General features: G+C 71.4%; 15 protein-coding genes. 8 read left to right on the forward strand and 7 right to left on the reverse strand.

Annotated elements, in window-relative coordinates:
* Window positions 1-93 precede the first annotated feature (93 nt).
* From ACZ6I3_RS14915 to ACZ6I3_RS14925, 3 genes are all read right to left on the reverse strand, one after another.
* Window positions 94-828 carry a class I SAM-dependent methyltransferase gene (locus ACZ6I3_RS14915; RefSeq protein ID WP_469414780.1) on the reverse strand — a complete coding sequence of 245 codons (735 nt, stop codon included), beginning with the start codon at window positions 826-828 and terminating at the stop codon, window positions 94-96.
* A 6-nt stretch (window positions 829-834) separates the two neighbouring features.
* On the reverse strand, window positions 835-957 hold the full coding sequence (locus ACZ6I3_RS14920) for a hypothetical protein (protein WP_469414782.1): 123 nt from the start codon (window positions 955-957) through the stop codon (window positions 835-837).
* 114 nt (window positions 958-1,071) lie between these two features.
* Window positions 1,072-1,557, reverse strand: coding sequence for a nucleoside deaminase (locus tag ACZ6I3_RS14925; RefSeq protein WP_469414784.1), 486 nt, complete (start codon window positions 1,555-1,557; stop codon window positions 1,072-1,074).
* Window positions 1,558-1,671: 114 nt separating this feature from the next.
* On the opposite strand from ACZ6I3_RS14925, the gene ACZ6I3_RS14930 reads away from it, so the two are divergent.
* The gene (locus ACZ6I3_RS14930) at window positions 1,672-2,679 is read left to right on the forward strand and encodes an NAD-dependent epimerase/dehydratase family protein (RefSeq protein ID WP_469414786.1); all 1,008 of its coding nucleotides are present in this window, start codon (window positions 1,672-1,674) and stop codon (window positions 2,677-2,679) included.
* Window positions 2,680-2,732: 53 nt separating this feature from the next.
* Here ACZ6I3_RS14930 and ACZ6I3_RS14935 read toward each other — a convergent pair whose 3' ends face one another.
* Window positions 2,733-2,996: a GlsB/YeaQ/YmgE family stress response membrane protein gene (locus ACZ6I3_RS14935; protein ID WP_184595905.1), complete on the reverse strand. Its 264-nt coding sequence runs from the start codon at window positions 2,994-2,996 to the stop codon at window positions 2,733-2,735.
* A gap of 160 nt (window positions 2,997-3,156) precedes the next feature.
* Complete coding sequence (locus tag ACZ6I3_RS14940) at window positions 3,157-3,597, reverse strand: SPW repeat protein (RefSeq protein ID WP_469414788.1); 441 nt, start codon at window positions 3,595-3,597, stop codon at window positions 3,157-3,159.
* 229 nt (window positions 3,598-3,826) lie between these two features.
* On the opposite strand from ACZ6I3_RS14940, the gene ACZ6I3_RS14945 reads away from it, so the two are divergent.
* Window positions 3,827-4,006: a hypothetical protein gene (locus tag ACZ6I3_RS14945; protein WP_189725354.1), complete on the forward strand. Its 180-nt coding sequence runs from the start codon at window positions 3,827-3,829 to the stop codon at window positions 4,004-4,006.
* A 146-nt stretch (window positions 4,007-4,152) separates the two neighbouring features.
* The gene (locus ACZ6I3_RS14950; RefSeq protein WP_469414791.1) at window positions 4,153-5,367 is read left to right on the forward strand and encodes a serine hydrolase domain-containing protein; all 1,215 of its coding nucleotides are present in this window, start codon (window positions 4,153-4,155) and stop codon (window positions 5,365-5,367) included.
* Here the strand turns inward: ACZ6I3_RS14950 and ACZ6I3_RS14955 are convergent.
* The gene (locus ACZ6I3_RS14955; protein ID WP_469414793.1) at window positions 5,364-6,413 is read right to left on the reverse strand and encodes an acyl-CoA dehydrogenase family protein; all 1,050 of its coding nucleotides are present in this window, start codon (window positions 6,411-6,413) and stop codon (window positions 5,364-5,366) included. The two genes, ACZ6I3_RS14950 and ACZ6I3_RS14955, sit on opposite strands and share 4 nt — an antisense overlap.
* A gap of 146 nt (window positions 6,414-6,559) precedes the next feature.
* On the opposite strand from ACZ6I3_RS14955, the gene ACZ6I3_RS14960 reads away from it, so the two are divergent.
* Together ACZ6I3_RS14960 and ACZ6I3_RS14965 are read left to right on the forward strand one after the other, a co-directional pair.
* Window positions 6,560-6,910: a YciI family protein gene (locus tag ACZ6I3_RS14960; RefSeq protein WP_382833188.1), complete on the forward strand. Its 351-nt coding sequence runs from the start codon at window positions 6,560-6,562 to the stop codon at window positions 6,908-6,910.
* Window positions 6,907-8,088 carry an RNA polymerase sigma factor gene (locus ACZ6I3_RS14965; RefSeq protein ID WP_469414795.1) on the forward strand — a complete coding sequence of 394 codons (1,182 nt, stop codon included), beginning with the start codon at window positions 6,907-6,909 and terminating at the stop codon, window positions 8,086-8,088. The genes ACZ6I3_RS14960 and ACZ6I3_RS14965 overlap by 4 nt, the downstream gene beginning before the upstream one ends.
* Window positions 8,089-8,101: 13 nt before the next feature.
* Here ACZ6I3_RS14965 and ACZ6I3_RS14970 read toward each other — a convergent pair whose 3' ends face one another.
* Complete coding sequence (locus ACZ6I3_RS14970) at window positions 8,102-9,214, reverse strand: substrate-binding domain-containing protein (protein ID WP_469414797.1); 1,113 nt, start codon at window positions 9,212-9,214, stop codon at window positions 8,102-8,104.
* 77 nt (window positions 9,215-9,291) lie between these two features.
* On the opposite strand from ACZ6I3_RS14970, the gene ACZ6I3_RS14975 reads away from it, so the two are divergent.
* From ACZ6I3_RS14975 to ACZ6I3_RS14985, 3 genes are all read left to right on the forward strand, one after another.
* Complete coding sequence (locus ACZ6I3_RS14975; protein WP_469414799.1) at window positions 9,292-9,729, forward strand: MarR family winged helix-turn-helix transcriptional regulator; 438 nt, start codon at window positions 9,292-9,294, stop codon at window positions 9,727-9,729.
* Between the two features lie 193 nt (window positions 9,730-9,922).
* Window positions 9,923-10,813 carry a glycoside hydrolase family 19 protein gene (locus tag ACZ6I3_RS14980; RefSeq protein ID WP_469414801.1) on the forward strand — a complete coding sequence of 297 codons (891 nt, stop codon included), beginning with the start codon at window positions 9,923-9,925 and terminating at the stop codon, window positions 10,811-10,813.
* Window positions 10,814-10,924: 111 nt separating this feature from the next.
* Window positions 10,925-12,289: a phospholipase gene (locus ACZ6I3_RS14985; RefSeq protein WP_469415029.1), complete on the forward strand. Its 1,365-nt coding sequence runs from the start codon at window positions 10,925-10,927 to the stop codon at window positions 12,287-12,289.
* Window positions 12,290-12,327: the final 38 nt, after the last annotated feature.

The following is a 12,327-nucleotide window of genomic DNA, read 5'->3' on the forward strand; positions in this document are numbered from 1 at the left end:
GTGGCAGGCGACACCGAACTGTTCGGGCCCGGGAGCGGGGCCGGCGTCCGAGCCCCGCCGAGCGGCCCTGGCCGCTCAGCGGGCCCGGTGTCGTCACACCGGCTCCGCCACCCCCGTGAGCAGCACCATCCCGGAGTCGCCGTGGTCCGGCACGGCACGGTCGGTGTCGATGTGGGTTACATCCAGGTCGCGGGTCAGCGGCGTGAAGACCTCGGTGACCGTCGTCGGGTTCACCGGACAGCCCGGCCAGCGCGACGCCGGGCCGATGCGGTAGGTCGGCAGGTTCTCCATGAAGGCGGCGACCAGGTGGCCGCCCGGCGTGACCGCGCGGACGAAGGTGCGGCAGAAGTCGGCGAACTCGGCGAAGTCCTCCGTGGCGCCCTCGGCGACGAAGTGCATGGAGGCGAGTTCGTAGAAGCCGGGCGGCAGGGTCCGGACGTCGGCGTGGACGACGTTCACCGGCGCCAGCGCCCCGGCCAGGGTCGCCGGGACATCGGGGTTGAGCTCTCGGCACAGCGCGTGGAAGGGGAGCCAGCTCGCGTCGAGGCGGTGACAGATCTGTTCCTGGAGGTAGGCGACGCCGCTCGCCCCCGCCTCCACGGCGTCGATCCTGCGGCACGCGGCGGACGCGAGGATCAGCGGGTAGAGGTTGGGGCCCGCCCCGAACTCCACCGAGCGGGCGATGCCGCCGGGCGGGAAGCGCCGGTAGAACGTGCTGTGGTGCGCGATGATCGCCGCGTCCGAGGGATGCACCTCGCGGTAGTTCTCCGCGAGGTAGTCCGCGACCGGCCAGCGGTCCCAGTCCACATCGTCGTTGTGCGTCGTCATGGCCGTTCAGCCCTTCAGCCGCGGCGGGAAACGCTCGGGAAGCCGGGTCAGGGTCCCGTACACGAGGGCGGCCACCGTGACCAGGGCGGCGTGGACGGTCGTCAACCGCCGTGCAGGCAGCGAGGACATGCGCCTCCCCCCCCGTCGGGGAGAACGAGGCGGGACGCCTGGTCCAGTTGAATTCGATCGTAGATTCGCCCATGCGGCCCTGCATCTCGGGCGCGCGGGGAATCCCGGGGCGGCTCAGCCGCGCCCGTGATGGAACCGCACGTGCAGATCCCGGATCCGTTCCGTCAGTTCGGGTACCGGACCGTCCACGGTCACACCGGGTGCGACCTCGTGGACGGGGAGTGTCCGCACCGGTGGCGCGGGGACTCCCAACTCGCCCAGCCAGGATACGAGTTGCTCGGACGAGGCGACGTAGGCGATGCGTCCCAGACCGACCCAGGCGTGCGCCGCCGCGCACATCGGGCAGTGCTCGCCTGAGGTGTAGACCGTGGCCGCCGCCCGCTCCTCGGGCGTGAGATGGGCGGCCGACCAGCGCGCCAGCTCGAACTCGGGGTGCCGGGTGCGGTCGCCCGAGGCCACGCGGTTGCGGTCCTCGGCGAGGACCGTGCCGTCCTTCCCCACCAATACCGAACCGAACGGTTCGTCCCCGTCGTCCAGTGCCTCGGCCGCGAGCTCCACACAGCGGCGCAGGTGAGGCAGTTCCGAGTCCTTCACGACCATGGTGCCGTGCCCTTCCTCGTGACGAAGTGATCAACAGGACTGTACGGCGGGATCGACGCCGGCCGCCCCGGATGTCCCGTCCGATGTCACATCCACGCCCGTCCGGTCCGTCGCATGGTCATGACGACGAACGAGAAGAACCAGAGCATCCTCCTCGCCGGCGCGAGCGGTGTCCTCGGCCGGCACATCACCCACGCGCTCACCGAGGCGGGCCACCAGGTCACCGGACTCGGCCGGAGCCGGGACAACGGCATCCGCGCCGACCTCATGGACCGCGACGCGCTGCTGCGCGCCGTCGACGGACACCGCTTCGACACCGTGATCCACGCCGCGACCGCCCTGCGCAAGACCCCGATGCGCGACCGCGACATGGACGCCACCGACGCGCTGCGCACCCAGGGCACGGCCCACCTCGTCGAGGCGGCCCACGCCACCGGTGCCCGCCGCTTCGTCGCGGAGTCGATGGTCTTCGGCTACGGCTACGGAGATCACGGCGACCGCCCCCTCACCGAGGACGACCCCTTCGGTCCGCTCGGCAGGACTCCGCAACTGGAGCGGCACATCGCCGGCATGCGGACCAAGGAGCGGCTCACCTTCGAGTCGGAGGCGCTGGAGGGCATCGCGCTGCGCTTCGGCCTGTTCTACGGACCCGGCGGCACCGACGCCCTGCTGCCGCTGCTGCGCAGGCGGCAGTTGCCCCTGCCGGGCGATCGCGACCGGGTGCTGCCGTGGGTGGAGCTCACCGATGCCGCCCGCGCGGTGGCCGCCGCCGTGGAACGCGGCCGGCCGGGGCAGGCGTGCGTACAACATCGCGGACCGCACCCCGCTCGGCTTCCGCGCCCACCTCGAGAGCGTGGCCGGGACGTTCGGGCTGCCGAAGCCGATGACCGTGCCGCTGTGGCTGATGAAACCCATGTCGTACGCGCACACCGTGATGGCGTCGCGGCTGCGGGTGTCCTGCGCCAGGGCGGAACGCGAACTGGGCTGGACCGCGCGCTACCCGTCCACTGGCGAGGGGCTCGCCGCGATGCGGTCGACGGGCCGCTGATGCCGGGGGAGCACCGGCCGGTGCGGCTCCGGTGTGCCGGGCCGCCGGGCCGCGGCACACCGGGTACCAGGTGACTCCTGGTGTCGCGCACGTACTGTCGATACACCGTCGTCGCTACGCCGTCAGCTCAGCGGCCTGCCTTCGAGCGGTCCAGCGCGGCGACGCCGAGCGCGGCGAGGCCGATCTGGATGAGCCATTCGACCCAGTCGACACCCTTGGTGTCGGCCACGCCGAACGCGCCGGCGAGTGCGGAGCCGATCAGCGCGGCGATGATGCCGACGACGATCGTCCACAGGATTCCGATGCGCTGACGGCCCGGGACCACGAGCCGGCCCAGGACGCCGATGACGATGCCGATCACGATGGCACTGATGATGCCGTCGACTTCCATCTCCGCCCCTTCTCCTCAGGACCCCCGCTGCACTGCGTGTGCCCCCTGGCGGCCGGGACAGTCCGGGGTCCCGCGCCTCGTGGCCGTTCGCGGCGCGGGCGCGGACACGAAGGGGCCGGTCCGGGAGCGCGGACCGGCCTTCGATTCCGTCCGGCGGGGGCTAAGGCTTCGGGGAGGCCTTCGCCGCGGTGCCGGCGCACACCAGACCCAAGAGCACGGCCAGTGCACCGATGATGATGTTGTTCCACACGACCCCGGCGTCCGGGCTCTCGCCGACGATCCACGGCGAGACGATCATCCACACCCCGAGGGCGCACATGGCCCAGCTCAGCCCGTACATACGCTCCGGAGCGCGAGTGAACCCGAGCGCCAGCAGGCCGATCGCGATGCCCATGATCAGGTTGTGCGTCACGAGCGACGGCTGGCTGGTCGTGTAGTGGACTATCCACGGGGAGGCCGCGCAGTACAGACCCAGCAGGAACACCGGTCCGTCCACGAGCGCCACATCGCGACCACCGAGCATGCGGGCGTACCGATCCCGCATCTCGGAGGCATCAGGGTGGCTGGTGATGTCACCTCTGGTGGGCGAGACGTTGGCCATGACTCGTCTCCTTCGTCTTACAGGGCGACCGCGTCTGGTGGGGTATGCGGTAAGCGCCGGGTAAGCACATTCTGCTCTTATTTTTCCTTTATGTGTAGAGGGTGCGCGGGGAGTACGGACTCCTACCGGGCGGTACATGTCCGGGCGGATCGCGGGCAACCGGACGGGTACGGCAGTGACCGATCGATGCCGCCCGGCGGGCGGCGCAGGGCAGCGGAGGGCAGCGGACATGTCTACGGCGATCAGCGCGAAGGTGTTGGAGCGGTTCCCGGCGGGAGCCCCGCGCGGATCGTGGCCGGCGGAGGAGTACGCGGCACGCTGCCGCGCCGAGGGCGAGCCCGCCACCGTCGTGATGGACCTGGAGTCGGACGCCTTCCTCGTGGTGGTTCCGTCGGACGACGACGCCTGAATCCGTCCGGAACCCTGTCGGACCTGCTCCCGCACGTGGCGGGCTGACGTCTCCGAACCTCCAAAGATCAACCCCGGCGCCCGACTTCGGCGTCCTGGTCACCAAGGGGCAAGCCCTGCCCCTTGGTGACCGGGAGGCACATACGCATGAAGCAGCGGACCGCACGCACTGTCTCATGGGCCTTGGCCGCGGCGTTGTCCGCCGGAACGGCGGCACTCGCACCATCCGCCCACGCGGCACAGGCCGAGCACGGCCACGAGACGACCCGAACCGCCCTGCGGGATCTGACCGAGAAGGGCGGACTCCCCGGTGTCGCGGCCAAGGTCCGTGACGGCAAGGAGAGTTGGTCGGCCGTGTCCGGATACGCGGACACCGGCACCGGCCGCAAGCGTTCCACCGCCGACCACTTCCGCGGTGCCAGCATCACCAAGACGTTCGTCGCGACCGTCCTGCTCCAACTGGAGGCCGAAGGCAGACTGAGCCTGGACGACACGGTCGAGTCCTGGCTGCCCGGCCTGGTGCGCGGCAACGGCTACGACGGCAGCAAGATCACCCTGCGCCGGCTCCTCAACCACACCAGCGGCATCGCCAACCACACCGACGACCCCGCGTTCGTCCACGGCGCCGCCGGCCCCGGCTTCCCGCAGCACCGGTACGACACCCACACGCCCGAGGAACTCGTGGCGATCGCGCTGAAGCACCCGCCCCTGCCCGACCCGGAGACTGCGCCGGTGTACTCCAACACCAACTTCGTCATCGCCGGGATGGTCATCGAGAAGGCCACGGGCCGCTCGTACGCTCAGGAGATCACCCGTCGCGTCATCCGGCCGCTGAAGCTGCGCGGGACGTCCTTCCCCGGGACATCGCCGAAGATGCCGAACCCGCACCCCGTCGGCTACTCCCGGCTCCACCAGGAGGCCCCGGACGCGGAGATCCATGACGCCACCGAACAGAACATGACCTGGCTGGGCGCGGCCGGCGACGTCATCTCCACCAGCGGTGACCTCAACCGGTTCCAACGAGCCCTGATCATGGGCGAGTTACTGCCGCCGGCCCAGTTGAAGGAGATGCTCGACGAGGTCCCGGCCGGGGGCGGCATCGGGTACGGACTCGGAATCGAGTTCGCGGAGCTGTCCTGCGGAGTGAAGGTGGTGGGCAAGAGCGGCCGTGCCAACGGATCCCTGTCCGCGATGGTGGGCACACAGGACGGCAAGCACCAGATGACGTTCAACATCAACGGTGACTGGCTCCAGGACGGATCGCTCTACGTCGATGTGATCGAAGCGGAGTTCTGCGGCAAGGTCCCGTCCCGCACCGGAAAACCCCTGACCGACAGGCCGCTCCTGCCCCGGCTCGGTTAAGCCGACGCCAGCGATCCGAGGTGCCTCCGGCGTGCCTCGGACGTCTGTCCCTGCACCAGGAGGAACATCCCCTCGCGAGCCAGCCGCTGCGCCCGGCTCTCCAGGGCCATGGACCGGCCGCCCCCGGCCACGACCGCCGCGGTCGTGGCCGCGCGCAGGAGGTCGTACGCGCGGGTCTTCACAGCCAGGCGCTCCGGGACGCACTCGTGGGGGACCGGGTGGTCGGCCAGCGCATAGGCCTCCCGCCGGACCTCGTCCAGCCGGACCCGCAGCGCATGGGCCGTGTCCTCGCCGTCCGGGGCGTCCGCCACCAGGTCCAGCGCCGCGTACGCCACCCCGAAGACGGCCGGACTGGCGTTGGCGGCCCTGGGCAGGTCGACCAGGGCGAACTCCTTCTGCGGCACGCGCAGCACGACGGACTCGTCCGGCACCCACAGGCCGTCCAGTCCCAGGGAGACCGTACGGGCGGCGGTGAGGGCCGCGAGCCGCATCGGCGCCGACGGGGACAGCCCCGGCTGCTCGCGGGCCTCGGCGAGGACGAACACCACCTCGGCCGTGTCCGTCACACCGGCCAGCAGCATCACGTCGTTCAGGCCCCAGCCCGTGAACCAGGGCACCGTTCCCTCGAAGCGCCAGCCGCCCCGCTCCGGCACCGCCCGCACCGGGACGCGGGGGAAGGCGCGGACATGGGCGAACGCGATACCGGCCATCACCTCGCCGGTCGCCAGCGGACGCAGGAGCTTCTCGCGGACGGGCGAGTCATAGGTGGCGAGCAGCTTCACCGGAGTGTGGTGCTGTGTCTGCACGAACCATGTGGAGCAGCACGCCCCGGCCAGGATCTCCGCGGTCTCCCGCGCCACCTCGACGGGCGCCTCCGCCCCGCCGTACTCCTTCGGCGCGCCCACCCCGAGCAGCCCGGCCCGCTTCACCGCCTCGATATGGCTTTCCGGCACACCCTCCTGGTCGACGCGCTCGGCGTGCGGGACGAGGAGATCGCGCGCCAGTCGCTGTGCGCGGGTGACGAGGGGATGGGGTGTGGTGGTCATGGGAGAAATTCTCTCGGTCGCGCGGCACGGGGTGTCGATCCGGGGGCGTGTCGTTCGTGTAGGAGGTGCAAGGACACCCCGACACCCCGACATCCCCATACCCCGACATGTCGACAGCCCGACACAAGGACGCCATGGAGGCCGTCATGAAGTACTACCTGCTCAGCGTGATGCAGCCGGTCGGCGGTCCGCCCGCCATCGAGGTCCTCGAAGAGATCGGCAAGAACCTCGACGCCTTCCACCAGGAGCTGCGCGAGGCGGGTGCGTGGGTCTTCGCCGGAGGACTGCACGGCCCGGAGTCTTCCACCGTGCTGCGGCCCCGTGACGGCGACGTCCTGATCACCGACGGCCCGTACGCAGAGGGCAAGGAGATGCTCGGAGGCATCTGCCTCGTCAGGGCGCCCGACCTGGACGCCGCCCTGGAGTGGGGGCGCAAGGCGGCCCTGGCCACCACTCTGCCGATCGAGGTGCGCCCCTTCATGGGCGGCGCCGAATGACGGGTGTGGACGTCGAGGCGGTCTTCCGCGCCGAGTACGGGCGCGCGGTCGCCGTCCTGGTCCGCTTCCTCGGCGACATCGACCTCGCCGAGGAAGCGGTCCAGGACGCCTTCACCACGGCCGTGCGGCGCTGGCCGGAGACGGGCGTCCCGCCCAGCCCGGCCGGATGGATCATCACCACGGCCCGGAACCGGGCCGTCGACCGGCTGCGCCGAGAGTCGTCCAGACCGGCCCGGCACGCCGAGGCCGCCCTGCTGCACGCCTCCGGCGCACCGCCCGAGGAGGGTCCCGTGCGCGACGACCGGCTCCGCCTGATCTTCACCTGCTGCCACCCCGCGCTCTCCCTCCAGGCCCGCGTCGCCCTCACCCTGCGCCTGCTCGGCGGGCTCACCACCGCGCAGCTCGCCCGCGCCTTCCTCGTACCGGAGCCGACGATGGCTCAGCGGCTGGTCCGGGCGAAGGCGAAGATCCGCGACGCCGGGATCCCGTACCGGGTGCCCCGCGACGCCGGCCTGCCCGACCGGCTCGGCGGAGTCCTGGCCGTCGTCTACCTGATCTTCAACCAGGGGTACGAGGGCGCGCCCGGCCTGTGCGCCGAAGCCGTACGGCTCGGCCGCCTCCTGGCCGACCTCATGCCGGACGAGTCCGAGGTGACCGGCCTGCTCGCACTGATGCTCCTGGTCGAGGCGCGCCGCGAGGCCCGTGCGAACGACCAGGGCGAACTGGTGACGCTGCCCGAGCAGGACCGGGCCCGCTGGGACCGTGACCTGATCACCGAGGGACAGGCACTCGTCCGCCGCTGCCTGCGCCGCGACCGGCCCGGGCCCTACCAGATCCAGGCCGTGCACAGCGACGCGCCGACCGGCGACGCCACCGACTGGGCCCAGATCCGGCAGCTGTACGACCAGCTCATGACCCTCGCCCCCAGCCCGGTCGTGGCCCTGAACCGGGCCGTCGCCGTCGCCGAGACCGACGGCCCCGGGCCTGCCCTCGCCCTCGTGGACGCACTCGGCCTCGACGGCTACCACGTCCTGCACGCCGTCCGGGCCGACCTGCTGCGCCGTCTGGGCCGTGACACCGAGGCCGTACAGGCGTACGACGCGGCCCTCGCGCTCGCGGAGAACCCGGCGGAACGCGCGTTCCTCCACCGCCGCAGGACAGCGCTCACCCGGCGCTGACCGGACGACCCGGTCAGGGACGGGAGCCGCGCGGCTCCAGCTCCGTGAGCACGTCGAAGTCGAGACCGTCGGCACGGGCCAGGTAGATGCGCTGGCGCACATGGCCGTCCCGCAGGTGCAGCAGCCCGCGCGGACCCTCGTACGACACCGCGCCCGCCGCCGCGCCGATCGCCGACACGTCCAGCGTCCCGGCCCGCTTCAGCAGCGCGGCCAGCAACAGCACGCCCTCGTAGCAGGATTCGCCCAGGCTGCCGAGGGCGGGTGCCTCGACGCCGTAGCGGGCCGCGTACCGCCCGTGGAAGTCGAGGGTGTCCCCGTTGGCCAGCGAGGCGAAGAAGCCGGCCGTGCTGTAGAGGTCCTCGGTGGCCGCCGGGCCGCTCGCGATCAGCATGTTCTCGTCCATCAACGTGCTCAGCCGCAGACAGCGCGCGTGCAGACCGTGCGCCGCGAACGCCCGGTTGAAGCGCACCGCGTCGCTGCCGACGAGCAGCGTCAGCACCCCGTCGGCGTCCGCGCGCTCGACGCGGCGCAGCACCGGCTCGAAGTCGTCGGTGCCGAGCGGGAGATAGGCCTCACCGGCGACACACCCGCCGCACGCGCGGGCGTACGCCCGGGCCGCCCGTGCCGTACGCCGTGGCCACACATAGTCGTTCCCGACGACGAACCACCGCCGCACCCCGCGCTCGTGCGCCAGCAGGTCCATCGCGGGCCGCAGCTGATCGCGCGGGGTCTCGCTCGTCAGGAAGACGCCCGCCGTGTCCTCCCCGCCCTCGTACAGCGCCGTGTACACATACGGGACGCGGTGCGCGATCCGAGGCGCCAGCGCCTGCCGCACCGAGGAGATGTGCCAGCCCGTGACGCCCTGCACGACGCCCAGCTCCACCAGTGCCTCGACCTGGCCGGCGACCTCGTGCGGCGGGCCCGAGCCGTCGACCGGCACCAGCCGCAGCTCCCTGCCGAGCACGCCGCCGTCCCGGTTGACCTCCTCGGCGGCCAGCCGCGCGCACAGCTCGCACGTCGGCCCGAAGATCCCGGCCGGCCCCCGCAGGGGAAACACGAGGGCCACGCCGAGCACGGAGTCGTCGGCCGTGAACCACTCGGGCGCGGGGAGGTCGTGCCGGAACATGGCGTCATGATTCCGGCTCCACCGTACGAACTCCAGTGCGTCTCTTACCATGGACGCATCTCAGAGCTAGGAGCGGCATGCCCACCCCAACTCCGCGTCGGTCCGACGACCTGGTGCAGCTGCTGACGCGGGCCGAGCGGCTCGCGGCGCGGCGGTTGCGGGCCGTGCTGGAGGAGGAAGGCTGCTCGCTCGACGCGTGGCGGGTGCTGGTCCTGCTGTCCGACGGCGAGGGGCACCACATGGCGGCGATCGCGGAGGCCGCCTTCCTGCCGCCTCCGACGCTGACCAAGCTGGTCGACCAGCTCGTCGACCAGAACCTGGTGCACCGCCGGGTCGACCCGTTCGACCGCCGCCGCATCCTCGCCCACCTCACCCCGCGCGGCCGGGAGCACTGGCAGCGCGTCGACCGAGCGGTCCGCGCCGGCCGGCCCATGCTCGGCGACGGCGACGACGAACTGCTCCGGTCCCTGCTGGACCGACTCGCGGCGACGCTGGCGGAGTCGGCCCACGTGTGAGCCCCTGACAGCCCCGAAGTCAGATGACTGGTCTACACCCTTGACTGGTACAGACCAACGCGGTTGAGTGTGCCTCCACACCCCCCACCACGGTCGCCCCACGCCGTGACCGGCCCCGCCGGTATGTGCGCCAAGGGCCCTGCTTCGCCCTGCCCTGCCGGGTGCGGCCGTGCTCCGCAAAGGAGTTGAGTCCGTGTCGAGACGCCGCCTGTCCGCCGTCCTGGTCACCCTCGCCCTCGCGGGCACCGCCCCGGTGCTGCTGCCCGCCTCGAACGCCTCCGCCGCCGCGTGCTCCAGCTACCCGAACTGGGTGGCGGGCAAGTCCTACGCGGCCGGCGACATCGTCCGCTACACCGACGGGAAGGCGTACATCGCCGAGCACGCCAACCCGGGCTACGACCCGGTCATCAGCACCTGGTACTGGGAGCCGTACGCCTGCGACAGCGGTCCGGGCACGCCCAACGCGCGCTTCGTCGTCACCGAGGCGCAGTTCAACCAGATGTTCCCGAACCGGAATTCCTTCTACACGTACAGCGGGCTCACCGCTGCCCTGAGCGCCTACCCCGGCTTCGCCAACACCGGCAGCGACACGGTGAAGAAGCAGGAGGCCGCCGCCTTCCTCGCCAACGTCAGCCACGAGACCGGCGGCCTGGTGCACGTGGTCGAGCAGAACACTGCCAACTACCCGCACTACTGCGACTGGAGCCGGCCCTACGGCTGTCCGGCCGGCCAGGCCGCCTACTACGGGCGCGGCCCGATCCAGCTGAGCTGGAACTTCAACTACAAGGCCGCGGGCGACGCGCTCGGCATCGACCTGCTGAACAACCCCTGGCTGGTACAGAACAACTCGGCCGTCGCCTGGAAGACGGCCCTGTGGTACTGGAACACCCAGACCGGCCCCGGCACCATGACCCCGCACAACGCCATGGTGAACAGTGCCGGCTTCGGCCAGACCATCCGCAGCATCAACGGTTCCCTGGAGTGCGACGGCAAGAACCCGGCGCAGGTGCAGAGCCGCGTCAGCAACTACCAGCGGTTCACGCAGATCCTCGGGACGTCACCCGGCGGCAACCTCTACTGCTGACGCCGGACCCCAGGGCGTGGTGTCATACGGGATGTCATGAACCTGATCAGCTTTCATCTGATCAGTCTCGATCGGTCCTGATCAGTCCGATGAAGGGCATCCCTCATGCGTCTGCGCACCCCCCACGCCCTGCTCGCCACGACCGCCGCGCTGGCCGCCGCGGTCGTGGCCCCGCCGCCCGCCACTGCCGCCGCGGTTCCGGCCCCGGGCACGTACTACGTCCAGAGCGCCACGACCGGGCTCAACGCGGCCGACAGCGGCGGAGCGGTCGAGCAGCACAGACCCCGCGGCAACGAGGACCGCCAGCAGTGGCGGCTGACGGCGAACGGGTCCTCCTCCCTCCTCGAGAACACCGACACACCGGGCACCTGCCTCGGCCGCAACGGCGACCAGGCCGCGACCGTCGCCTGTACGAGCGCCGACGCCGCCTGGGAGATCGCCCCCTCCGGCACCGACCGCTACACCCTCAAGGCCCCGGGCACCACGCGTCACCTCACGGTTGCCCCCAAGCCGTCCAACGCCAACCATCCAGCCCGGCTGGCGGTCGGTGGGGCGGGCGACCTCGCCGCCTGGTACCTCACCCCCGTGGACCCCGCGACCGGCCCCATGCCGCCGCAGGATCGACGCACCCTGGACCAGGTCACGTTCCTCACCTCGCACAACGCGTACGCCAACGGTGTCGACGGCGGCTTCGCCCCGCCCTTCGTCAATCTCGTGCCCAACCAGACCCGCGGCATCGAGCGGCAACTCGCCGACGGGGTCCGCGGATTCATGCTCGACATCCACCAGACCCCGGACGGGGCGATCCTCTGCCACAACAGCTGCACCCTCGTCAGCAGGCCGGTCGCCCTGTGGGTCGACCTCCAGCGCATGGTGGACTTCCTCAAGGCCCACCCCGACCAGTTCGTCACCGTCTTCCTGGAGGACTACGTCGACCCGGGCGTCCTGCGCGCGGAACTCGCCCGCGTCAACGGTCTGTCGGACGTGCTGTACCGGCCCGACCGCACCGGCGTACGGCAGAACGGCTGGCCGACGATGGCGGACCTGGCCGCCGCCGGCGACCGGCTGCTGATCTTCACCGACCACAGCCGCTCCGCCGACCAGGCGGCGGGCCTGACCCGGGACAGCTTCGGCGTCATGTACCAGCGCGAGTGGACCGTCGAGAACTACTGGTCCATGGGCTCGGGCATCGGCTCCTCCGACTGGTCCTGCTACAGCCGCTGGTACGACGCCGGCACGAACATCCCGCTGACCCGCACCGAACCCGGCTTCCGCCCGCTGTTCGTCATGAACCACTTCCGCGACGCCGGCATCACCTCCACCGCCACGACGGACAACACCAAACTCGCCGACCGCGCGCAGCGGTTCTGCCGGCCGGCCGCCCGCAAGAAGCCCAACTTCCTCGCCGTGGACCACTACGACCGCGGCAACCCGGCCTCCGCCGTCGCCACGCTCAATTCGTACACCTATCCGTAGAACGGCTCCACCGGCCCCCGCGGCGTGTGTGAGACTCC

The sequence above is a fragment of the Streptomyces sp. NPDC041940 genome, assembly GCF_055589465.1.

Excerpts from the sequence above, each read along its gene's own strand:
- ACZ6I3_RS14915 (WP_469414780.1), bottom strand. The coding sequence starts at position 828 with ATGACGACGCACAACGACGATGTGGACTGGGACCGCTGGCCGGTCGCG.
- ACZ6I3_RS14920 (WP_469414782.1), bottom strand. The coding sequence starts at position 957 with ATGTCCTCGCTGCCTGCACGGCGGTTGACGACCGTCCACGCCGCCCTG.
- ACZ6I3_RS14925 (WP_469414784.1), bottom strand. The coding sequence starts at position 1,557 with ATGGTCGTGAAGGACTCGGAACTGCCTCACCTGCGCCGCTGTGTGGAG.
- ACZ6I3_RS14930 (WP_469414786.1), top strand. The coding sequence starts at position 1,672 with ATGGTCATGACGACGAACGAGAAGAACCAGAGCATCCTCCTCGCCGGC.
- ACZ6I3_RS14935 (WP_184595905.1), bottom strand. The coding sequence starts at position 2,996 with ATGGAAGTCGACGGCATCATCAGTGCCATCGTGATCGGCATCGTCATC.
- ACZ6I3_RS14940 (WP_469414788.1), bottom strand. The coding sequence starts at position 3,597 with ATGGCCAACGTCTCGCCCACCAGAGGTGACATCACCAGCCACCCTGAT.
- ACZ6I3_RS14945 (WP_189725354.1), top strand. The coding sequence starts at position 3,827 with ATGTCTACGGCGATCAGCGCGAAGGTGTTGGAGCGGTTCCCGGCGGGA.
- ACZ6I3_RS14950 (WP_469414791.1), top strand. The coding sequence starts at position 4,153 with ATGAAGCAGCGGACCGCACGCACTGTCTCATGGGCCTTGGCCGCGGCG.
- ACZ6I3_RS14955 (WP_469414793.1), bottom strand. The coding sequence starts at position 6,413 with ATGACCACCACACCCCATCCCCTCGTCACCCGCGCACAGCGACTGGCG.
- ACZ6I3_RS14960 (WP_382833188.1), top strand. The coding sequence starts at position 6,560 with ATGAAGTACTACCTGCTCAGCGTGATGCAGCCGGTCGGCGGTCCGCCC.
- ACZ6I3_RS14965 (WP_469414795.1), top strand. The coding sequence starts at position 6,907 with ATGACGGGTGTGGACGTCGAGGCGGTCTTCCGCGCCGAGTACGGGCGC.
- ACZ6I3_RS14970 (WP_469414797.1), bottom strand. The coding sequence starts at position 9,214 with ATGTTCCGGCACGACCTCCCCGCGCCCGAGTGGTTCACGGCCGACGAC.
- ACZ6I3_RS14975 (WP_469414799.1), top strand. The coding sequence starts at position 9,292 with ATGCCCACCCCAACTCCGCGTCGGTCCGACGACCTGGTGCAGCTGCTG.